At 70.4% G+C, this 19,979-nt stretch carries 21 protein-coding genes; 9 read left to right on the forward strand and 12 right to left on the reverse strand.

Features of this window, described 5'->3' with window-relative positions; translation table 11 throughout:
- Positions 1–437: 437 nt before the first annotated feature.
- From ACWF79_RS03775 to ACWF79_RS03790, 4 genes are all read left to right on the forward strand, one after another.
- Positions 438–923, forward strand: a complete 486-nt coding sequence (locus ACWF79_RS03775; protein WP_453726422.1) for a hypothetical protein — start codon at positions 438–440, stop codon at positions 921–923.
- A gap of 28 nt (positions 924–951) precedes the next feature.
- On the forward strand, positions 952–1,311 hold the full coding sequence (locus tag ACWF79_RS03780; RefSeq protein WP_453726423.1) for a hypothetical protein: 360 nt from the start codon (positions 952–954) through the stop codon (positions 1,309–1,311).
- Between the two features lie 67 nt (positions 1,312–1,378).
- On the forward strand, positions 1,379–1,753 hold the full coding sequence (locus ACWF79_RS03785; RefSeq protein WP_453726424.1) for a hypothetical protein: 375 nt from the start codon (positions 1,379–1,381) through the stop codon (positions 1,751–1,753).
- Positions 1,754–1,800: 47 nt separating this feature from the next.
- Complete coding sequence (locus ACWF79_RS03790; RefSeq protein ID WP_453726425.1) at positions 1,801–2,172, forward strand: hypothetical protein; 372 nt, start codon at positions 1,801–1,803, stop codon at positions 2,170–2,172.
- A 149-nt stretch (positions 2,173–2,321) separates the two neighbouring features.
- Here ACWF79_RS03790 and ACWF79_RS03795 read toward each other — a convergent pair whose 3' ends face one another.
- The 4 genes from ACWF79_RS03795 to ACWF79_RS03810 all read right to left on the reverse strand — a co-directional run bounded on the left by ACWF79_RS03795 (position 2,322) and on the right by ACWF79_RS03810 (position 7,425).
- On the reverse strand, positions 2,322–2,903 hold the full coding sequence (locus ACWF79_RS03795; RefSeq protein WP_453726593.1) for a flavin reductase family protein: 582 nt from the start codon (positions 2,901–2,903) through the stop codon (positions 2,322–2,324).
- A 196-nt stretch (positions 2,904–3,099) separates the two neighbouring features.
- The gene (locus ACWF79_RS03800) at positions 3,100–3,888 is read right to left on the reverse strand and encodes an enoyl-CoA hydratase/isomerase family protein (protein WP_453726426.1); all 789 of its coding nucleotides are present in this window, start codon (positions 3,886–3,888) and stop codon (positions 3,100–3,102) included.
- A 9-nt stretch (positions 3,889–3,897) separates the two neighbouring features.
- Complete coding sequence (locus ACWF79_RS03805; RefSeq protein ID WP_453726427.1) at positions 3,898–6,129, reverse strand: acetate--CoA ligase family protein; 2,232 nt, start codon at positions 6,127–6,129, stop codon at positions 3,898–3,900.
- Positions 6,130–6,270: 141 nt separating this feature from the next.
- Positions 6,271–7,425, reverse strand: a complete 1,155-nt coding sequence (locus ACWF79_RS03810) for a flavin-containing monooxygenase (protein ID WP_453726428.1) — start codon at positions 7,423–7,425, stop codon at positions 6,271–6,273.
- 171 nt (positions 7,426–7,596) lie between these two features.
- Between ACWF79_RS03810 and ACWF79_RS03815 the strand changes: the two genes are divergently transcribed.
- Together ACWF79_RS03815 and ACWF79_RS03820 are read left to right on the forward strand one after the other, a co-directional pair.
- Entirely contained in the window at positions 7,597–8,049 is a 453-nt protein-coding gene (locus tag ACWF79_RS03815) for a DoxX family membrane protein (protein WP_453726429.1), read from the forward strand.
- On the forward strand, positions 8,046–8,447 hold the full coding sequence (locus tag ACWF79_RS03820) for a Zn-ribbon domain-containing OB-fold protein (RefSeq protein WP_453726430.1): 402 nt from the start codon (positions 8,046–8,048) through the stop codon (positions 8,445–8,447). Before ACWF79_RS03815 ends, ACWF79_RS03820 begins: the two co-directional genes overlap by 4 nt.
- A gap of 78 nt (positions 8,448–8,525) precedes the next feature.
- On the opposite strand, the gene ACWF79_RS03825 is transcribed toward ACWF79_RS03820, so the two are convergent.
- Positions 8,526–10,499, reverse strand: coding sequence for a serine/threonine-protein kinase (locus ACWF79_RS03825; RefSeq protein WP_453726431.1), 1,974 nt, complete (start codon positions 10,497–10,499; stop codon positions 8,526–8,528).
- A gap of 228 nt (positions 10,500–10,727) precedes the next feature.
- On the opposite strand from ACWF79_RS03825, the gene ACWF79_RS03830 reads away from it, so the two are divergent.
- The gene (locus ACWF79_RS03830; RefSeq protein WP_453726432.1) at positions 10,728–11,117 is read left to right on the forward strand and encodes an SSI family serine proteinase inhibitor; all 390 of its coding nucleotides are present in this window, start codon (positions 10,728–10,730) and stop codon (positions 11,115–11,117) included.
- 89 nt (positions 11,118–11,206) lie between these two features.
- Here ACWF79_RS03830 and ACWF79_RS03835 read toward each other — a convergent pair whose 3' ends face one another.
- The 3 genes from ACWF79_RS03835 to ACWF79_RS03845 form a co-directional block, all read right to left on the reverse strand.
- A complete protein-coding gene (locus tag ACWF79_RS03835; RefSeq protein WP_453726433.1) occupies positions 11,207–13,492 on the reverse strand; it encodes an FG-GAP repeat domain-containing protein in 2,286 nt (761 codons plus the stop codon).
- A 116-nt stretch (positions 13,493–13,608) separates the two neighbouring features.
- On the reverse strand, positions 13,609–13,794 hold the full coding sequence (locus ACWF79_RS03840) for a DUF397 domain-containing protein (protein WP_453726434.1): 186 nt from the start codon (positions 13,792–13,794) through the stop codon (positions 13,609–13,611).
- Positions 13,791–14,654, reverse strand: a complete 864-nt coding sequence (locus ACWF79_RS03845) for a helix-turn-helix domain-containing protein (RefSeq protein WP_453726435.1) — start codon at positions 14,652–14,654, stop codon at positions 13,791–13,793. The genes ACWF79_RS03840 and ACWF79_RS03845 overlap by 4 nt, the downstream gene beginning before the upstream one ends.
- Positions 14,655–14,745: 91 nt before the next feature.
- Between ACWF79_RS03845 and ACWF79_RS03850 the strand changes: the two genes are divergently transcribed.
- Positions 14,746–15,198, forward strand: a complete 453-nt coding sequence (locus ACWF79_RS03850) for an ATP-binding protein (RefSeq protein WP_453726436.1) — start codon at positions 14,746–14,748, stop codon at positions 15,196–15,198.
- Here ACWF79_RS03850 and ACWF79_RS03855 read toward each other — a convergent pair.
- The 4 genes from ACWF79_RS03855 to ACWF79_RS03870 all read right to left on the reverse strand — a co-directional run bounded on the left by ACWF79_RS03855 (position 15,156) and on the right by ACWF79_RS03870 (position 18,787).
- Complete coding sequence (locus ACWF79_RS03855) at positions 15,156–17,402, reverse strand: FG-GAP repeat domain-containing protein (RefSeq protein WP_453726437.1); 2,247 nt, start codon at positions 17,400–17,402, stop codon at positions 15,156–15,158. The genes ACWF79_RS03850 and ACWF79_RS03855 overlap by 43 nt on opposite strands.
- 125 nt (positions 17,403–17,527) lie before the next feature.
- On the reverse strand, positions 17,528–18,043 hold the full coding sequence (locus tag ACWF79_RS03860) for a mycothiol transferase (RefSeq protein WP_453726438.1): 516 nt from the start codon (positions 18,041–18,043) through the stop codon (positions 17,528–17,530).
- A gap of 1 nt (position 18,044) precedes the next feature.
- Positions 18,045–18,467, reverse strand: coding sequence for a DnaJ family domain-containing protein (locus ACWF79_RS03865; RefSeq protein WP_453726439.1), 423 nt, complete (start codon positions 18,465–18,467; stop codon positions 18,045–18,047).
- A gap of 116 nt (positions 18,468–18,583) precedes the next feature.
- Positions 18,584–18,787 (reverse strand): cold-shock protein, encoded by a 204-nt coding sequence (locus tag ACWF79_RS03870; RefSeq protein WP_007265804.1) that lies wholly within the window; start codon positions 18,785–18,787, stop codon positions 18,584–18,586.
- Positions 18,788–19,104: 317 nt separating this feature from the next.
- Between ACWF79_RS03870 and ACWF79_RS03875 the strand changes: the two genes are divergently transcribed.
- Positions 19,105–19,977, forward strand: a complete 873-nt coding sequence (locus tag ACWF79_RS03875; protein WP_453726440.1) for a menaquinone biosynthetic enzyme MqnA/MqnD family protein — start codon at positions 19,105–19,107, stop codon at positions 19,975–19,977.
- Positions 19,978–19,979 lie beyond the last annotated feature (2 nt).

A 19,979-nucleotide genomic window follows, 5' to 3' on the forward strand; every position in this document is an offset into this window, starting at 1 on the left:
GGGAATGGAGCGACCCTAGGGCAGGGCGCTCGGCCGGTACACGTATTTGAGGTTGCTCTGAGGTTGCTCCGGGCACGGGAGGGCTCTCACGGTAAGTGACCGGAATGGTTCCTTCACAGTGGGGCGCAAGTTGCTGATGGTGCAATAAAGGACACAAGAGTGCGCGCAGTTGAACACCCTGGGCGCATGTCAGGCATCGAATCCACGCCATTGTGACGTGCGTCACATGGTCGACCCGGGCTCGTGACGGCCCCCATCGCCCCCGACTCGTCTTCCTCAACTCGAAGAACGCCAGGCGGAGTTGAGAGTGGTGTGATCCAGCTCACATTTTGAGCGTGCTTGTGGCGGAGCGTTTCCGCCAGCGTCCGATTCCGCTCGATTCTGTGCCCCTTTATCGCGTCATCGGCTCTCGGAATTTTCTATTCCGGTAACTCTCCGTGAAAATCAACAAAGCTCAGGCCATCCTCAAATCCATTTTCCAATCCACCGGGCTGCCTTATGGTCATGGCGATCAAGGTCCGGATTTCGGGCTGTGCCTCAGCCCTGCAGTGGAAGAGGAATCAATGGTCAAAGCACTTACCCGTGTGGCAGTTGCCGGTGCGGCTGTCGCCGCTGTGGTCGCCGGAACGGCGACGCCCGCACTCGCCGACACGAACAAGAGCATCTATTACCCCAGCGGCCGGGGATCGATGACTTACATCGATGACGGCGACATGTTCCAGGTCTGCGACACCAAGGCAGACGGGCACGGCATGGTCGGCATGGTGGAGAACCTCAACCACACGCTTATCACCATCACCGACGGCGGCGACGCCGGCTGCGACAAGAAGGGCTACAACGTCGGTCAGATGGAATCGGTCCGCATGGCCCTCAGCTGGAACGGCGGCGGCGGAACCATCACGTCCGGCTATTTCAACGAGTAGTCCCCCCACAAGAGACACGAGGAATCAGATGAATTCGTTCACTCGCATCGCAGTGGCCGGTGCGGCCGTGGTCGCCGTGGTCGGCGGCACGGCGACGGCGGCCCAGGCCATCGAGAACAAGACCATCAGCAACAGTCACGGCAAGATGACCTTCATCGACGACGGTGACATGTTCCAGGTCTGCGACACCAAGGCCGACGGCTACGGCATGACCGGCCAGGTCATCGAGATGGGTCTGGCGGAGCGCGTCAAGCTCACCGTCACCGACGGCGGCGACGCCGGCTGCGACAAGGGCGGCTACGACATCGGCGTCATGTGGTCGGTCAAGATGGCGCTCGTCTGGGACGGCGGCGGCGACTGGACCTACTCGGCGCACTTCAAGGAGTAGTCCGAACGCCACCTTCGGGCCGCCCCCTTGGGCTGCCCCCCACCTGCGGAGAACAAGGGGAATCACGATGGGTAAGACCTTCACGCGCATGGCTGTGGCCGGTACGGCCGCCGTCGCGGCGCTCGCCGGCACGGCGACGACGGCTCAGGCCGCCGCCCTCGACACCAACATCACGATCAAGCTCCCGGACGGCCGGGGGTCGATGACCTACATCGACGACGGTGACATGTTCCAGGTCTGCGACACCAGGGCCGACGGCCATGGCGTCGAGGGCACTGTGATCGACGACGAGAACCGCCGCATGCTCACCGTCGACGACGGCGGCGACGCCGGCTGTGACAAGGGCGGCTGGAACGTCCCCAACGGGTGGGACTACTACCAGATGACGCTCGCCTGGGGTGGCGGTGGCGGCACCGTCTTCTCCAGGAAGTTCAACGAGTAGCACCCCGTAGTCCGTAGCCCGCACTCCTGTAGTGAGAGAGGAAAACCATGGGTAAGACGTTCAAGCGTGTGGTCGTGGCCGGCGCGGCCGTGGCAGCGGTGTTCGCCGGTACGGCGACGACGGCTCAGGCCGCCGCCCTCGACGAGAACAAGGTCATCAAGCTCCCCGAGGGTCGGGGTTCGATGACCTTCATCGACGACGGTGACATGTTCCAGGTCTGCGACACCAAGGCGGACGGCCACGGTGTGGTGGGTCACCTGGTGCGCAGCGGCGGCGCGACGGTCATGGTCGTCGACGACGGCGGCGACGCCGGCTGTGACAAGAAGGGCTACAACGTCCCCAACTCCGGTGAGTACCAGATGCAGCTCTGGTGGGACGGTGGCGGCCCGGCCGTCTACTCGCACTGGTTCAACGAGTAGACCGGCCCACGCCCGCAGGGAGCTCCCGTCACCGGAAGCTCCCTGCGTGCCGCTACCGGGTGCGTCGGGGCTCAAGGCGCCAGGGGGAATGACGCCAGGGAAAGACGCCAGGGGGAAGGCGCCAGGGGGAAGGCGCCCGGGGAAAGGCGTCAGGGGGTGAAGCGGCCGAACCGCCCGCGGTGGAACAGCAGCGGTTCGCCGCCGTCCTCCACGCCGAGGGCCTCTACCCGCCCCACCACGATCAGGTGGTCGCCGCCCGTGTGGACGGTGGCGATCGTGCAGTCGACCCAGGCGGGGGCGCCGGTCAGGCGGGGGGAGCCCGTCGCCGGGGCCGCGTCGTAGGGCACCCCCGCGAACTTGTCCGCGCCGCTCTTCGCGAAGCCCAGGCACAACTCCCGCTGGTCCGCGCCCAAGACGTTCACGCAGAAGACGCCGGCCCGGGCGAGCCGGGGCCAGGTCGTCGACGTACGGGCGACCATGAAGGCGACCAGAGGCGGGTCCAGGGAGAGCGAGGCGAACGACTGGCAGGCGAAGCCGGTCGGCCCGTCCGGATCGAGGGCCGTCACGACGGTGACGCCACTCGCGAAGTGGCCCAGCACGCGCCGGAACTCGGCGGGGTCGACGGGCAGCCGCTCGTCCTCCCCGACCGCCCGCAGCCGGGGGCGCGGGAGCGGTTCGACGGCCGTCGGCGACCCGGCCGACCTGAGGTATCGGACGGCGGTGGCCGCCATCCCAGCGTGTCCCATCACATCTCCCATTGAAGCTGACGGTTCGTCAGATGAGAAGGGGCGGGTACGAGCCGTCTCACCGCCCTCGTGTGAAGCCGTCTCACCGCCCTCGTACGGAGGCGACTCAACGCCCGTCGTGCGGAGGCGGCTCAGCGCCCGTCGTACGGAGGCGGCTCAGCGCCCCTCGTACGGAGGCGACTCAACGCCCCTCGTACCGAGCCGTCCGTCGTTCAATGAAGCTCGCGACGCCCTCGTTCGCGTCCCGCGTGGTCATGTTGATCTCCTGGGCCGCCGCCTCCGCCGCGAACGCGCTCGCACGGTCGGCGTCCAGGGAGGCGTTCACCAGTTGCTTCGTCAGGGCGAGCGCCCGTGTCGGGCCCTGGGCCAGGCGTTCGGCCCACTCCCGGGCGGTCTTCTCCAGCTCCTCCGCCGGCACCACCCGGTTCACCAGGCCCAGCTCCCTGGCGTCGTGCGCCGTCACCGCGTCGCCGAAGAACATCAGCTCCTTCGCCCGCTGCGGCCCGATCAGCCGGGGCAGCAGATACGCCCCGCCCCCGTCCGGCACCAGGCCCCGCCGCACGAACACCTCGATGAACTTCGCCGGCTCGGCCGCCAGGACCAGATCGCACGCGAACGCCAGATGCGCGCCGATCCCGGCCGCCGTCCCGTTCACCGCCGCGATCACCGGCTTCTCGCAGTCCATGACGGCACCGATGAACCGCTGCGCCCCGAGCCGGATGGTCCGCGCCACATCGCCGGCCACGGGTTCGCCACCGGAGGCCGGCGCGCCCCGCAGGTCCGCCCCCGCACAGAAGCCACGGCCGTTGGCGGTGAGGACCACGCACCGTACACCCGGGTCGGCCGAGGCCTGCCCGAGCAGCGCGATGATCCGCTCCCGCTGGTCCCAGGTGACGGCGTTCATCGCCTCGGGCCGGTTGAGTGTGATCCACGAGACGCCGTTCTCGACGGTGTGGAGGACGTCGGTCATCCGTGACTCCTATCGGCACACCGCGAGCGCGTCGAGCGCCACCGCGCCCTGCCCCCGAGGCAGCACCATGAGCGGGTTGATGTCGAGTTCGGCGAGGTCGCCGTCCAGCTCCAGGGCCATCCGCTGCACCCGCAGGACGACCTCCACCAGCGCGTCCACGTCCGCCGGCGGGGCTCCCCGTACGCCCTTCAGCAGAGCCTGCCCACGCAGTTCGCCGAGCATGTCCCTGGCCTGGGCCTCGCCGAACGGCGGCACGCGCACGGCCGCGTCGTTCAGGACCTCCACCAGCACGCCCCCGAGGCCGACCGTGACCGTCGGCCCGAAGAGCGGGTCGCGGGTCACGCCCACCACCATCTCGACGCCGCGCCCGACCATCTGGCAGACCAGGATCCCGTCCAGGTCGACGCCTTCGTAGCGCGCGATGTCGGTGAGTTCCCGGTACGCGTCCCGAACCTGGCTGGCGGAGGTCAGCCCCACCTTCACCAGCCCCAGTTCCGTCTTGTGGGCAAGCTGCGCACCCGAGGCCTTCATCACCACGGGGTACCCGACGAGCCCGGCCGCCCGGACCGCCGCCGCCGCGCTCGTGACCAGCTGCTCGCGCGGGACCCGGATCCCGTACGCCCGCAGGAGCTGCTTCGCGGCGTGCTCGCTGAGCTGCCGGCCCGGCCGCATCAGGGCCTGCGCCTTGCGGAAGGAGGGGGACGGGGTGCGCGGGGCCTCGTCGAAGGGGGAGCGGTAGGCGGTGGTGAAGCGGTGGTGGTCGAGGTAGGCCTTCACGGCCCCGATGCAGTTGGAGAACGTACGGAAGGTGGCGACGCGCGAGGAGCCGAGCAGGGTCTCGCGGTAGGCCGCCTCGGTCCCGACCGGTGACCCCCACACCACGCACACCAGCTTGTCCGTCGCCTCCGCCGCGTCCACGAGGTCCTGGGCCAGCTTGTCGCTCATGGGAGGGAAGGGCCCGGTGATGGGGCAGATCAGCACACCCACGGAGGGATCGTCGAGGATGGCGTCGATGATCTTCCGCCCGCGCCAGTCGCCCACGGGGTGACCGCCGTTGTCGACGGGATTGGCGACATTGAGATAGCCGGGGATCCACTGATGGAGCTCGTCCTGCTTGCCCTGGGGGAGGGTGGGCAGGTGGAGCCCGGCGGCGGTGGCGAGGTCGGAGAAGTGGGCGCCGGTGCCGCCGGAGATCGAGTAGACGACGACCCCGTCCGCGACCGGCTTGCGCGCGCGGGCCAACAGGGCTGCGGTGTCCTGGAGTTGGTCGAGCCCGTCGACCCGGATGACTCCGTACTGCCGCATGGCGGCGTCCACGACCTGGTCCGCGCCGGTCAGCTTCCCGGTGTGCGAGGCGGCCATCCGCGCGCCGGTCTCCGTGCGACCGACCTTCACGGCGACGACGGGTACGCCCTCGCGGGCGGCGCGGTCGGCGGCGAGCAGGAAGGAACGGCCGTCCTTGAGGCCCTCGACGTAACAGGCGATTGCCCCGACCTCGGGCCGGGTGGCGAAGTACGAGATGAAGTCGGCGGTCTCCAGATCGGCCTCGTTGCCGGTGGGTGCCCAGTGGGAGAGCCGTATGCCGAGTTCCTGGAGGGTGTGGACGGGGCGGCCCTGGTGCCCGGACTGGGTGATGAGCGCGATGGCGGGCCCGTCCAGGTCGTCGCGGAACCGCTCGAAGGCGTTCAGGTTGGTGTTGGGCCCCAGGAGCCGGACCCCGGAGCGCCGTACCGCCTCGGCGAGCCGCTCCTGCGCGGCGACCCCCTCGCCACCGGTCTCGGCGAACCCGGAGGCGAAGGCGACGGCGAACTTGACCTTGGCCTCGGCGAGTTCCTCGATGACGGGCAGCGGATCGGCGACGAGCAGAACGGCAAGGTCGACGGACTCGGGAAGGTCTTTCAGGGACGGCACGCAGTCGATCCCGAAAACGGCCGTACGGGTCGGGTGCACCGGCACGAGCCGGGCCCCGACCCGCTCGGCCCAGGCGATCAGCTGCCGAGTGATCCCGGTGTTGGGCCGCCCCTCGGCGTCGGAGGCCCCGACGACGGCGACGGACCCGGGCCGGAAGAACCGGTCGAGGTCCGGCACGGCCGCGTGCAGCGCCCGCCCGCTGACGTCCACGTCGCCCTCGACGTCGGTGACGCCGTGCACGACGGCGGTGGCCGGCCCACGGTGCTCGCCGCAGGCGACCACGCGGGCGCGGAGATCGGTGGTGAAGGTGCCGTGAGTCGATCCGAGCATCGTTCCGCTCCACCCTTCCGCCCATGACAACGTAACTGACGCCTAGTCAGATTACAGACCTGACGGCAAGTCAGGAATGGGCGTGCGTGGACGGGATCGCGGGGGCGGGGTCCGCCGGGGCCGTCGGCGGACCCCCGCGCGTCAGCGCGCAGCCGCCTTCCCGATCGCCCGAGCGATCCGCTCCGCGTCGAGCGCCATCTCCCGGAGCATCCCGCTGATCGGGTTCGTGAACCCCGTGAAGTACAGCCCCGGCGCCTCGCGCGGAGTACGGCCCCCATGGGCCACCGGCCGCCCCCGCTCGTCCAGCACCCCGAGGTGCCCGAGCAGCGGCTCAAGTCCGCGCCCGTAGCCCGTCGCCGCGATCACCGCGTCCGGGGTGATCGCCGAGCCGTCCGCGAGGACGACCTTGTCGCCGTCGAAGGAGGCGACCGCACCCACGATCTCCACCTTCCCCAGCCGCACGGCGTCGATCAGGCCCACGTCCTGCACCGGGATCGCCCCCTCCCGCACTCGGGAGTACAGCCCCGCGTCCGGCCGCGGCAGCCCGTGCTCCGACAGGTCCGGTACGGCGATCCGGGCCATCAGCTCGCCCGCCTTGTCCACCAGGCGCACCGGCAGTCGCCGCACCAGGATGCCCGTGCGCTGCGCCGGCCACCCGGCCGTCGAGCGGCGCACGATGTGCGGCACCGTGCGTACCGCGAGCCGTACCCGCGCCGCCCCGCCCTCGACCAGGTCCGTGGCGATCTCGGCGCCCGTGTTCCCGGCGCCGACGACGAGCACGTCCCGCCCGGCGTACGGAGCGGGGTTTTGGTACGCGCTGGCGTGGGCGAACTCGCCGCCGTACCCCTCAAGGCCCGGCCACTCGGGCACCCTCGGCGTGTGGTTGTACCCGGTCGCGACGACGACGGCGCGCCCGGTCAGCCGTCGCCCGCCGGTGGCGTGCAGCAGCCAGTCGTCCCCGGCCCGCTCGACGCGGGATACCTCGACCCCGGTCACGATCTCCAGCTCGTGCACCTCGGCGTACTTCTCCAGGTACCGCACCACGTCCGCGCGGGCGACCCAGCGGCCGAAGGAGCGGGGTATCGGCAGGCCTGGGAGCGCCGACAGCCGACGCGTCGTGTGCAGCCGCAGCCGGTCGTAGTGGGAGCGCCACGAGGCGCCCACCGCGTCGGACTTCTCCAGGACGACGGCCCGGACGCCCTTCGCGCGCAGCGAGGCGGCGACGGCGAGACCGCCGGGCCCGCCCCCGATGACGTATACCGGGTGATCGGGTCTGGAATGGGGGGTGTTGACCATGAGTGCTCAGCGTAACGAGCCGCTCACTTGTTGGGTCTCGGTCAAGAGGGGGTTCGGTTGCGAAACGGTCACGGGTGGGTGGGGCGCATGGAGGCGTGCGGGGGTCTTGCGCAGGCGCGGCCCCATCCGCTGAACTGACATACCGTCAGATCAGTCGCAGGGAGGGGCACGATGCAGACCGTCTGGCTCACCGGCGCCGAATGGCTCGCCGTCCTCCGCATCGGCCTCGGCCTGTGGTGGCTGGAGAGCTGGCGCCACAAGGACAAGAAGGGCTGGTTCGAGCGCGGCACCGGCATCGCGTGGGCGGCGGACGTCGCCGGCAAGCACCGCTGGCCGTTCGTGAGGCGCGGCTTCGACACGGTCGTGGCCCCACGCCCGCAACTGATGGCGTACGTCGTCGTCTACGCCGAACTGGCCCTGGGCCTGGGCCTGATACTCGGCCTCCTCACCCCCGTCGCCCTGATCGCCGGCCTGCTCCTCAACCTCCTCTACCTCGTGCTGATGATCCACGACTGGGCCGAGCAGGGGCAGAACGCGATGATGGCGCTGATCTCCCTCGTCGCCCTCTTCGCCATGTCCTGGCAGACCTGGTCCCTCGACCACGCGATCGGACTCTTCCGATGACGGCCGCCGACCCCGACATCGACGCCTTCACCCGCCCCTTCTGGGAGGCGGCGAGCGAGGGCCGCCTCCTGCTCCGCCGCTGCGCGAGCTGCGCCCGCGCGCACCATTACCCGCGCGAGTTCTGCCCGCACTGCTGGAGCGAGGACGTCACCTGGGAGCCCGCGAGCGGCCGGGCCACGCTCTACACCTGGTCGGTCGTCCACCGCAACGACCTCCCCCCGTTCGGCGACCGCGTCCCCTACGTGGCAGCGGTCGTCGACCTCGCCGAGGGTCCCCGAATGATGACCCAGCTCGTCGACGTCCCGGAGGCCGACCTCCGCATCGGCATGCCCCTCCGCCTCACCTTCCGCCCGGAGGGCGACGTCCAGGTCCCCGTGTTCGGCCGTCCCCAGAGCTAGCGGCAGGGCTGGCGGCAGAGGACCCCCTGGCGCCTCACGGTCGCCACCGACCCCCGGTGGGGGCGGCCTCATGAGGGCTCACAGCGGCGGGATGTTCCGCCAGAGCTGAGCGCGGTCGCCGGGGTTGCAGGCGTACGTGGTCAGGAACGGCGGTCCGACGATCATGCACTCCCGGTTGCTCACGTTCATGATCGTCCGGCCGGAGGACGTCGTGGCGTGCACCTTCCATGCCTGTGTACTGGAGCCGTTGCAGGCGGCGACGCCGACGCCGCCGGGGTTTCCGCCCGACTGCAGGCAATGGCCGGTCTTCTTGTTGACCAGCCGGAAGGTGCCGTCCGCACCCGCCGAGTAGGTCCACGCGAAGTGGATCGGGTTGCCGGCGCCGTCGTGGGCACCGCAGGTGTGCGTGTTGGCGAAGTCGCCGTAGCCCGGGTTGTACTCGCCCACGCAGTCGCCGTTCGCCACGTTCTCCAGGGAGTACGTCCCCGAGGGCGCGGAGCCGCCGCCGGGCGGGGGCGCCGGTTGCGTGGTCCTCGGGGAGGAGGGCTGGGAGCCCCCGCCGCCCGAACCGCCACCGGACGCGGCGCCCCCTCCGCCGCCGGGCCCGGAGCCGGTGCCGCCGACCGCCGCACCGCCACCGACCGCCCCACCCCCGCCCGCACCGCCACCGACCGCCGCACCGGCACCAGCCGGGCCGGCGCCGGACGGCTGCCCCGAGGGCGACCCCGGCGCGGACGACCCCGGCGCGGCGGAGGCCGACGCGGAGGAGGACGGGTTCGCGGTCGTCGGCACGGACGTGCCGGGTGCCGGTTGCGAGGAGGAGGCGGACGGCCGCGCCGCCGAGTCGGGGCCCGCGCCCTGCCGTCCGATCTCGTACGGACCGAGGGCGACCGTCAGCGTGGTGCCGGTCGCCACGACCACGGGCACGACGAGCATGACGAACCGGTTGCGCCGACCCTGCCGCGGTGCCTTGGCGCCCGGCCCGGTGGCCGCGGCCGCGTCGGGGCCCGCGGTCGAGGGCTCGTTCGACCCGCGCTGTACGAGCGCGATGGTCCCGATGTCCTCGACGGAGTCGGCCGTTTCGCTCTCGTCGCCCGCGAGATCCGCGAGCTGTTCGGCCGTCGGCGCCGTCGCGGCGAACGCGGCCCGCTCCTCGACCCGGGCCATCACGGCCGCCGGCCACGGGGTGTCGTCCGCGTAGTCCTCCGTGAGTTCGACGACCTGGGCGGCGGTCGGCCGGTCGGCGGGGTCCTTCGAGAGGCAGGACCGTACGAGATGTGCCAGAGCGGGGGCGGTCTCGGTGAGCCGCCCGAAGTCGGGCTCCCCGTGGACGACGCGGTAGAGCAGCCCGGGCCCGGAGCCGTCGCCGAAGGGAGGACGGCCGGTCGCCGCGTACAGCAGCAGACTGCCGAGCGCGAACACGTCCGCCTGGCCCGTCACCTGCGGGTCCGCGACGGCCTGTTCGGGCGCCATGTACGCGGGCGTTCCGATGACCATGCCGGTCCTGGTCAGCCGGCTCTGGTCCGCCGCGCGCGCCACCCCGAAGTCGATGAGTGACAGGCCGTCGGAGGTGAGCATCACGTTGGACGGCTTGAGGTCACGGTGCACCATGTCGGCGGCGTGCACCGCCCGCAGCCCTGCCGCCGCCTCCCGCAACAGCCGCCACAGGGCCGCGGTGGGCAGCGGGCCGCCGTGGAGCCGGAGCGCCTCGTTGAGCGTGACCCCGGCGATGTACTCGGTCGCGAACCACGGCGGCTTCGCGGTGCGGTCGCTCGCGAGCAGCCGCACACTGGCCCCACCGGGCAGCCGGGCCAGGTTGTCGAGTTCGTGCCCGAAGTGGTTCAGGAAGTCGGCGTCCTCGGCGAGCACGGGCAGCACGCGCTTGACCGCCGCGAACTTCCCCGGCACGGCGCCGAGATAGACCCGCCCCATGCCCCCCGAGCCGAGTACGCCGAGTAGCTTGAACGCTCCGATCTGCCGGGGATCCCCCGGCTCGAGCGGTACGGCTCCGCTACCGTTCAAATGCGCGCTGTTTTCCGGTTCCCCCTGCATGAGCCACAGGATAGCCAGGCTATCCTGCGATCTGCATGGCCCCTCAAGTCACAGAATTGTAGGGCTGGTTGGCGCCGGGCGATGTCGGCTCACCGTCGAACCGACGGACCGACGCACTCCACTTTCCCGGGCGTCCATCCGGGTGCCGTCGACGGCGAACAGGATGAACTTCCCGGTCATGCGGGTGGACCCCGGTGACCGGCGACGACCCTCTTCGTTGCGCGGGTCATGAAGAGCACCCTCGCGTTCACACTGGCCACGGCCACCCTCGCCGGCCTCGCCCTCACCGGCACCGCCGACGCCGCCCCCACCCCGGCCACCCGGATCCTCCTCACGATCACCTCCGACGGGACCGGCGACGCCCGGGAGGTCTGGCTCGGCTGCCGCCCGACCGGCGGCAACCACCCCGAGGCCGAAGCGGCCTGCGAAGAGCTCCACCTCGCGGCCGGAGACTTCGACCGGCTCGGGGGCACCCGAGAAGCGGCCTGCCCGATGATCCACGACCCGGTCACGGCGACGGCCGAGGGCACGTTCAACAAGCAGCCGGTCATGTGGAAGAAGACGTTCGGCAACACCTGTGAGCTGAACGCGACGACGGGCAAGGTCTTCGCGTTCTGATCCCTGCCGCCGGACGCGCGACGGCGGGCCTGCGAAAGGCCGGTGCCCGGGCTCAGGAGGAGCGCCGGGCACCGGTCACCGGTCACCGATCAGTGGACGGTGGCGCCTGCCCGCTGGACGGGGTCCCAGGACTTCTTACGGGGGCCGAAGGGCGCCCGCCAGTCACCGGTGGACTCGTAGACGTACAGCTCGCCCTTGTCGATCGTCATGGGGTCGTTGTCGTCCACCGCCGGGTTGTACCCGAAGAGGTCGGGACGCCCGTCCCGGTTGGCGTCGCCGACGCCGACGACCTGCTTGTACACGTTCCAGCCGCCACCGATCCTCGCTCGCGAGGCGAAGGTGCCGTCGCCCTTGCCGAGGTAGAGCCAGAGGACGCCGTCCTTGTCACGGGCGACGAGGTCGCCCGCCGGGGCGCCGGCGATGTTGCCCACCGCGGCGATCTGGTTGTAGATCTCCCAGCCGCCGCCGATCTTCCTTCGATCCGAGAGCGGCGCGTCGACGTTGCCGGTGCCCGGGTAGAGCCACTGGACGCCCGCCTTGTCGGTGGCCAGCAGGTCGGGCTTGTTGTCCCCGGTCAGGTCGCTGCCGCCGACGATCTTGTCGTAGATGCCCCAGTTGGTGCCGATCTGCTTGCGGGGCAGAAGACCCGGCTCCTCTTGACCGTTCCCCGGGTAGAGCCAGAGCCCGCCGTTCCTGTCCCGGGCCACGATGTCGGCGTGGGACGAGCCGCCCAGGTTGCCGGGGGTGGCGATCCGGTCGTAGATGTTCCAGCCCCTGTACGTCCCGCCCCACTGGGGCCAGGTGGTCTGGTTGAGAACGTGGTGGTAGTCGCTGTCGTGGATGACCAGATCGCCGTCGGAGTCGACACTTGCCAGGTCGGGCGAACCGTTGTCGGTGAAGTCGTGCGGGGCGGGCTTGCGGACGACCTTGAACGTGCCGGTCGTCACGACACCCGGGCCGACGCCGTCGAGTCGACTGGCACGCAAACGCCACTCGTAGTCGCCGTTGTACGCGGCGCCGTTGGAGGTGGAACCCCCGTACCCGTCGTGACGGCTGCCGTGCCAGGTGACGACGGTGGTTCCGGGACCGGCGGGGCCGTCCTTGACGGTCATGTAGTCCACGTACTCGCGGTACTCGTCGAGGCGGCCGGGGCGGGCGATCTCGAGGGACACATAGATGTCGTCACGCTGGTTCAGCTCCAGCCCCAGCTGGACGATGCCACGGTTCTGGTCGAGGTCGATGACCGCGGGGACGTCGTGACCGAGCAGCCTGAGCCCGGTCTCCTCGCCGGTGCTCGCCACCAGCTCCGTCGCGGGGGCGTCGCCGCTCCCGGCGGACACGCGGTAGAGACCCTCGCCGTCCGCCACCGAGCCACCCCGCACCAGCAGGTCGCCGCCGGGTGCGGTGGTGACGCTCGTGACGTGGTCCAGAAGCTGCTTCTTGGCGTCGGAGGCCAGGGACTGTGCGGTGAACGGGATCCGTCGGTCGTACGGGTTGGTGGCGTCCTCCCCGTACGTCACCCAGCCGCCGACCAGACCGAGTTGCAGGCCCTTCGCGTCGCCCACGACGTAGCGCTTCGTCGCGCCGGTGCTCCGGTCGGCGACGACCACCTCCGGGGGCGTGGCCCATTGGGTGGAGTACTCCACCCAGGCCACGTGGGTGGCCGAGAGGGCGGCGGCAGGCTCCTCAAGGTTCGGCCGGGTCTTCTCGTACGTGTGGGTGACCGTGCCCCCGGCGAGATCCACCACGGCCACGTACGTCTTCTTCGGACCTCCCGCCGGACCGGCGGTGTACGTCAGCAGCGCGCTGCCCGGCAGGGCGGACGACAGGGCGAACCCGTCCGCGCCGGCGGGCAGACCGGTGACCGTACGGTTGGACACCGTGCCGTCGGCGGAACTGAGAAGACGGACCTCCTTGGCACCCGCCCCGTTCACGGTCGTCGCCAGAAGCGTCGAGCCGACCGCGCCGAACTCGCTGTAGGCGCCCCCCAGCGCCTTCAGGTCGATTTCGACGGGCACCGCACCGGCGGACATGTCCTGGAACTTGACGACGTCGCCGGTCCGGGTCACGAGCACGTCCGAGACGGCTCCGAGCACGGGGCCCTGCGACACCAGCGTCGACCTGCCGTCCGCGTACCGGGTCCAGCGCTGCCCGTCGGCCTTCTTGCTCAAGAACCCGGTGGTGCCCGCACCGGCGATCTCGGCACCGGCCGGGAACGGCACGACGGCCTGCTCCTGCGCCGCCGCCGAGGCCGGCCTCGCGCCGTCGGCCTGCGCGGCGAAGGCCGGGGCGGCGAGCGTGCCGACGGTGACGGCCAGCACGGCGGTGACCGCCGCGCCGAGCCGCCGACGGTGGGTACTACGTGCGTGGGTCAAGACGTGTTCCTCCCCCTGAGGTACCTGGCGCAGGATGCGCCACGCCCGGTTCGACCACCGCCCATGTCGTTTGGTTGTACGACAAACGGCATCCAGGTGTCGGGGAGGTACGCCCGCTAGGCCCGGTGCGCGAACCCGACGAAGGACGCCCAGGCGGCGGGGGAGACGGCGAGCTGGGGCCCGTCGACGTTCTTGGAGTCGCGGACGTGGATGGTGGTGGGGTGGGCGGCGACCTCTACGCACTCGCCACCTTCGCCCCCGCTGTAGCTGCTCTTGACCCAGGCCAGATTCGCGGTGCTCATAGCTCTCCCAGCATTTTCTCGATCAACTCCAGGGACTCCAGCGGCGTGAGTGCCTGTGCGCGGATGATCCCATAGCGTTCGGCGAACATGCGCACCTCTTCCGGGTCGGTGATCAGCCGGGCGTGGTTGTAGCTCTCGATGTACGAGACCTCCCGGCGCCCCTTGGGCGTGAGGAGGGTGAACGCGCCTTCCAGGGCGGGGTGTTCCTTGCGGTCGGTGGGCATGACCTGGAGGTGCACGTTCCGCCGCCTGGCGACATCGATGATGCGGCGCAGCTGTTCCCGAAAGGCCTCCCGACCGCCGAGTGAGCGGCGCAGCACCGACTCCTCGATGACGAAGCTCATCGTCGGTGCGGGCCACTTCTCAAAGATGACCTGGCGGGACAGGCGGTCCGTCAGGCGTTTCTCGATCGTCTCCTCGTCGTACAGCGGGCGGCGGTGGCGGAACACCGTCTCGGCGTACGCGGGCGTCTGCAGGATGCCCGGTACGGCCTGCACTGCGTAATAGTGCAGCGCCACCGCCTTCGACTCCTCGTCCGCGAAGTCGCGGAACCAGTCCGGGTGCCGCACACGCGCCCGCGCCAACGCGTCCCGCACGTCGTCCAACGCCGCCGTAAGGACACCCCCCGATCCCAGCGCACGGTCCGCCCGCACCAGGAAGTCCGGCTGAGGCGTCCGCACTCCCCGCTCCACCGCCGAGACCAGGTCCTCGCTACAGTGCGTGGCCGTCGCCAGTTCCGACTGGCTCAGGCCCGCGTTCTTCCGCAGCACCTTGATGATTTTTCCGATCGCACTGAACAAGTGCGCCGTACCGTCGACTTCGGACGGCCGTTCCGGCCGCTCCTCCTCGTTCCCCGACATCCGTACCGCCTTCTTGGCGTGCCCGTACTGTCACTCAGCGTCGTACCGTCGCTGCTGGTCAGGGTAGAGCGGGGCGGCCAGGCTCGGGGGCATGAAGTCCGAAAACGCCACCCCCACCAGTGAGCCCGCCGGGGAGTTCGTCCTCCGGCTGTCGGCCACCCCGCGCGGCGCCCGTCTTGCCCGACTGCTCGCCGTGGAGCAGCTCCGCACTTGGGGGGTGCCGGATCCCGCGCCAGCCGAGCTGGTCGTCGCCGAGCTCGCCAACAACGCGGCCACCCATGGGCGCGTGCCCGGGCGGGACTTCGAGGTGCGGATGGACCGGGGGGAGGACCACGTACGGATCGAGGTGTCCGACACACGGGGCGAGCGGGAACCCGTACCGGTGGCCGTACCCGACGAGGGCGGATACGGGCTGCTGCTCGTGTCCGCCCTCGCCGGCGCCTGGGGCGTCAAGGACCGCTGCGTCGGCAAGACGGTCTGGGCGACCGTGCCGACGTCCCGTCAGAACAAGGTGAGAGAACCTTCACCCAGCCCCGGGTTGTAGACGGTGTTACGAGGCGCGAACGGCGCGCGCCACTCTCCCGTGCCCCGGTAGACGTACAGGCTGCTGTAGTAGCCGCCGACTGCGTTGTAGGCGACCAGGTCCGCTCGGCCGTCCTTGTTCTCATCGCCGATGCCGGCGAGGTGGGTGTATGGGCCCCAGCCGCCGCCGATCTTCGTACGGGCTGCGAAGGTGCCGTCGCCCTTGCCGAGGTAGAGCCAGAGGACACCGGCCTTGTCGCGGGCGAGGAGGTCGCCGGCCGGGGCTCCGCCGAGGTCGCCGGTGGAGGTGAGCTGGTTGTAGATGCCCCAGCCTCCGCCGATCTTCTTGCGGGCGGCGAAGGGGGCGGCCGCGTTGCCCGTGCCCTTGTAGAGGTACAGGTCGCCGGCCTTGTCGGCGGCGACCAGGTCGGGGCGGCCGTCGCCGGTCAGGTCGCTGCCGCCGGTGAGCTTGTCGTAGATCTGCCACCCGCCGCCGATCTTCGTACGCGGTGCGAAGCCTTTGCCGGTGCCCGTGTGGAGCCACAGAGTGCCGCTCCGGTCCCGGCCGAGTACATCGGCGTGGTCGGAGCCCCCGATGTTCCCAGGGGCCGTGACCCGGTCGTAGGTGGTCCACCCCGTGCCGAGAGTCGCCGGTTCCGGGTCGCGGATCATGGCTCCCCCGTTCAGGAGGTGCCGGCCCTCGTAGGAGAGCAGCCTTCCTGTGCCCTCGCGTACGAGGAGGTCGGGGGAGCCGTTGTCGTTGAAGTCGTGAGGTTTCTGCGTGCGTGTCAGCGTGAACGTGCCGGAACGCTCGACTGCGGGCCCGATGCCGTTGGCGGGTTGCGCCCGCATCCGCCAGGTGTACTCGCCGTTGTAGGCGGCGAAGTGGTTGGCGAGGTCCCCGTCCCATGTGACCACGTAGGGACCGCCATCCGCGCGCGGACTGGCCCAGGCGCCTCCCCTCTGGCCGGAAGCGGTGTGCTCGACCGTCAGGTCCACTTGGGCCTTGTGGTTGAACGTCCAGGTCGGCCGCAGGACGCCGTTGCGATCGAAGTCGATCACGCCGCTCGGGAGGTTGGCCTCATCCTTCAGCGTGAGGATCGTCTGCTCCCCGGTGCCGGCCACGAGCTCGGCGGTCGGCGGGCCTCCGTCCTGGCCGGGCGTGATCCGGTAGAAGCCCTCGCCCTGGGCGACCGTGCCGCCCCGCACGAGCTGCGCCCCGTCGGGCGCGGTGGTGGAAGACGTCACGTGGTCCAGGAGACGGACGGTCTCCCCGGTCTTCAGGGAACGAGCGGTCAGCGCGAAGAGGGGGTCGGGGGAGTCGGCGGTGAATCCCCCCGGCTTCGCGTACGTCACCCAGTCGCCCAGCAGCTCGATCCGGACGTAGTTTCCGTCGCCGAGGGGGATGCGCTCGGGCTCGGCAGCCCCCCGCCGGGCGACCGCGAGGGTGAGAGAGTTCCAGGTCGGCTTCTCGACCCAGGCAAGGTGCGTTGCCGACGAGGTGGTGTCGGAGCGCTCGTCGACCTTGAGCACGTCGCGGTCCTCGACGATCGTGCCGGTGGCGATGTCCAGCACTGCTATTCGGTTCTTGTACGCCCCGGCCACGGTGCCCGAGTACAGGACGATCACAGAGTCGGGAGATGCATGGTCGAGCCGGCGGATCGTGGCGTCTGCGGGCAGCCCGGGAACCTTGCGGTCGATGACGGCGTCGTCCGGCTTGCCGACCAGGTGGATGTCGGTGCCACGGGTCGTGTTGGCCGCCGTCATGACGAGAGTGGACCCTGCCACCCTGCCGAGCCAGTACGACGCCTGGGGGCCACCGGTGTCGATCAGGATCGGGTCGGCGCCCGTCGCCATGTCGTACAGCTTGTAGGTATCTCCCTCCGTCTTGACGACGAAGTCCGTCTGCGCGCTGCCGGTGTAGAAGCCTTCGGGCAGCACCGTCGTGACGCCGTCCGCGTACCGCGTCCACCGGTGGACCGTGCCCGTGGTGCCGTACTCGGCGCTCAGGAAGCCGTGCCGACCGGCGCTGACGACGGAAGCCGCTCCACTCGGGAACGAGATGACGCCCGCCTGCGTCGCCGAAGCGATGGCGGACGCCCCCGCGCCGGACAGTGGCGGCAGCGGCGTCGCCACCGCCGGGCTCGCCAGACCCGCCGCCGTGACGGCGAGGACGGCCGCGACGGCCGCGGCGAGACGCCGCCGGGGCGTACGAACGTGGATCAAAGGGGTCCCTCCCCCAAAAGTGCAGATGCGGCGGTGATCCGCCGTTGGGGGTGGGACGGATGAGGCGGGCGAAGGGTTGTACAGGAGGAGGCGGGAGTTCCGCCGTCACGTGTCCGGCGCTCGCGTCACGCCCCGCCGCGTCGCTCCACCACGCCCCGTACGTACGCCGCTTGGCCCGCGTGCTGGTTGTCCTCCGCGATCACGCTCACCAGCCGGACGCCCAGCGTGACCGGCGGGTCCCAGGAGTCGTCCACGACGCGGTCGAGGTCGGCGTCGGTCAGGTCGCCGAGGTGTTTCAGGCTCTGTTCGTGCACGGCGTCGTAGTAGCCGAGCAGCAGCTCCGCCGAGGCTCGGACGGAGGCGACCTGCTTGCTGGAGTGGCCGAAGCCGGTGGCGTTCGCGGCGAAGGGGAGGCCGAAGCGGGCCTTCCAGTCGTCGGCCGTCCAGACCTGCTCGGTGTCGAACACGCCCGCGATGTGGTCGTCCTGGATCCGGGTGAGGTGCCAGACCAGCCAGGCGATCGTGTTCGCGTCCTCGTCGATCCTGGCCGTCAGCTCGTCCTCCGACAGCCCCTCGACGGCCTCGTGCACGGCCTCCTTGACGCGCCCGAACGCGTCCATCAGCAGGTCGGCGCTCTTCATGTCACCCAACTCCTCGCTCGCCGCCACCGCGGCGCGTCTCCCGCCACTCCGCCAGGACCGTCTCCACGTCGAACGGCTTCAGGTTCAGCGGCGGGCCCGCGGGCGGGCGGCGGAGGGCCTCCGCGATCTTCGTGTTGATCTCGCCGAGGATCCGGCGCACCTGCGCCTCCGACACCGCCCGGTCGACCGCCTCCCGTGCGTCCTCGGCATCCTTGCGGAGCGCCAGCCCGGCCGGGAGGACCGACGCGCCCTCGCGGTGCATCTTCTGCTTGATCCACCACAGGGCGTCGTACGGCGCGGTGTCGTCGTCCAGCGGTCTGCCGAAGCCGGCCAGGTTCCGGAACTCGCCGCGTTCCGCGGCTTCGCGGATCTGCTTGTCCACGAATGACTCGAAGCTGACGCCGGGCGGTTTCCGTTCGGTCATACGTCCAGATTAGAAGGCGCCCGGACGAAAGGCAGGAGCCCCGCTCGTGCCCGAAGGCACGGAGCGGGGCTCCTTGGGTACTTCTCTAGCCGTGCGATACCGCCGACCCGGGCAACTTAGGCCGGGGTGACGTTCTCCGCCTGCGGGCCCTTCGGACCCTGCGTGACGTCGAAGTTCACCTGCTGGTTCTCCTCCAGGGAGCGGAAGCCAGAGGCGTTGATCGCGGAGTAGTGGACGAAGACATCCGGGCCGCCGCCGTCCTGGGCGATGAAGCCGAAGCCCTTTTCAGCGTTGAACCACTTGACGGTTCCGGTAGCCATAAGCCCTCCTTGGGCCAAAGGGTTGCCCTGCTCCAGAACCTGCAAACAAGTCTGAAAACTACAAAAGCCTGCGGGTCACATGCTCCGCAGGCTCTGTACTGCAAGGGAAACCAAACTGCAACTTGCGATGAGCGTAGCACGCAGGGTGTGCGACGCACTAGAGGGAAAGATCACGTCACCCACACGTTTGACGACGTTCCGACGCGCTGACGGAAGGGGCTGCGGGAACGACTGCGGGAGAGGTGCGTGGACTACCGCGTGAGCGCCACGCGCGCCCCGGCGATGTCCACCGTACGAGACGGGGCTAGCCTCGCGATGTGGACAATGCAACCGACGACCACCAGCGCAGCCGGCCCCGCGTCGGACACATCCAGTTCCTGAACTGTCTGCCCCTCTACTGGGGCCTGGCCCGTACGGGAACGCTCCTGGATCTGGAGCTCACCAAGGACACCCCGGAGAAGCTCAGCGAGCGCCTGGTCGGCGGCGACCTCGACATCGGCCCCATCACCCTCGTCGAGTACCTCCGCAACGCGGACGATCTCGTCGCCCTGCCGGACATCGCCGTGGGCTGCGACGGCCCCGTGATGTCCTGCGTGATCGTCTCCCAGCGCCCGCTGGAGCGGCTGGACGGGGCGCGGGTGGCCCTCGGCTCCACCTCCCGTACCTCCGTACGGCTCGCCCAGCTGCTGCTCGCCGAGCAGTACGGGGTACGGCCCGACTACTACACGTGCCCGCCCGACCTCGGGCTGATGATGCAGGAGGCCGACGCCGCCGTCCTCATCGGCGACGCCGCCCTGCGGGCCTCGCTGCACGACGCCCCGCGCCTCGGGCTCCAGGTCCATGACCTGGGGCTGATGTGGAAGGAGTGGACGGGGCTGCCGTTCGTCTTCGCGGTGTGGGCCGCGCGCAAGGACTTCCTGGCCCGCGAGCCGGAGACCGTCCGCGAGGTCCACGAGGCGTTCCTCGCCTCGCGGGACCTGTCGCTGGTGGAGGTCGTCAAGGTCGCGGAGCAGGCGGCGCGCTGGGAGACCTTCGACGCCGAGCTGCTGGAGCGGTACTTCCGGACCCTGGACTTCCGTTTCGGCCCGGAGCAGCTGGCCGGGGTGCGCGAGTTCGCCCGCCGGACCGGTCCGACGACCGGCTTCCCGGCGGACGTACGGGTCGAACTGCTCGGCGCCCACCGGGGCTGACG

It is taken from the genome of Streptomyces sp. NPDC054975 (genome assembly GCF_053609105.1).

Coding starts and splice junctions, on each gene's coding strand:
- ACWF79_RS03845 (WP_453726435.1), bottom strand. CDS start 14,654: ATGTCGGGGAACGAGGAGGAGCGGCCGGAACGGCCGTCCGAAGTCGAC.
- ACWF79_RS03840 (WP_453726434.1), bottom strand. CDS start 13,794: ATGAGCACCGCGAATCTGGCCTGGGTCAAGAGCAGCTACAGCGGGGGC.
- ACWF79_RS03800 (WP_453726426.1), bottom strand. CDS start 3,888: ATGACCGACGTCCTCCACACCGTCGAGAACGGCGTCTCGTGGATCACA.
- ACWF79_RS03865 (WP_453726439.1), bottom strand. CDS start 18,467: ATGACCGAACGGAAACCGCCCGGCGTCAGCTTCGAGTCATTCGTGGAC.
- ACWF79_RS03830 (WP_453726432.1), top strand. CDS start 10,728: ATGAAGAGCACCCTCGCGTTCACACTGGCCACGGCCACCCTCGCCGGC.
- ACWF79_RS03810 (WP_453726428.1), bottom strand. CDS start 7,425: ATGGTCAACACCCCCCATTCCAGACCCGATCACCCGGTATACGTCATC.
- ACWF79_RS03785 (WP_453726424.1), top strand. CDS start 1,379: ATGGGTAAGACCTTCACGCGCATGGCTGTGGCCGGTACGGCCGCCGTC.
- ACWF79_RS03820 (WP_453726430.1), top strand. CDS start 8,046: ATGACGGCCGCCGACCCCGACATCGACGCCTTCACCCGCCCCTTCTGG.
- ACWF79_RS03795 (WP_453726593.1), bottom strand. CDS start 2,903: ATGGCGGCCACCGCCGTCCGATACCTCAGGTCGGCCGGGTCGCCGACG.
- ACWF79_RS03825 (WP_453726431.1), bottom strand. CDS start 10,499: ATGCAGGGGGAACCGGAAAACAGCGCGCATTTGAACGGTAGCGGAGCC.
- ACWF79_RS03860 (WP_453726438.1), bottom strand. CDS start 18,043: ATGAAGAGCGCCGACCTGCTGATGGACGCGTTCGGGCGCGTCAAGGAG.
- ACWF79_RS03870 (WP_007265804.1), bottom strand. CDS start 18,787: ATGGCTACCGGAACCGTCAAGTGGTTCAACGCTGAAAAGGGCTTCGGC.
- ACWF79_RS03790 (WP_453726425.1), top strand. CDS start 1,801: ATGGGTAAGACGTTCAAGCGTGTGGTCGTGGCCGGCGCGGCCGTGGCA.
- ACWF79_RS03780 (WP_453726423.1), top strand. CDS start 952: ATGAATTCGTTCACTCGCATCGCAGTGGCCGGTGCGGCCGTGGTCGCC.
- ACWF79_RS03805 (WP_453726427.1), bottom strand. CDS start 6,129: ATGCTCGGATCGACTCACGGCACCTTCACCACCGATCTCCGCGCCCGC.
- ACWF79_RS03850 (WP_453726436.1), top strand. CDS start 14,746: ATGAAGTCCGAAAACGCCACCCCCACCAGTGAGCCCGCCGGGGAGTTC.
- ACWF79_RS03815 (WP_453726429.1), top strand. CDS start 7,597: ATGCAGACCGTCTGGCTCACCGGCGCCGAATGGCTCGCCGTCCTCCGC.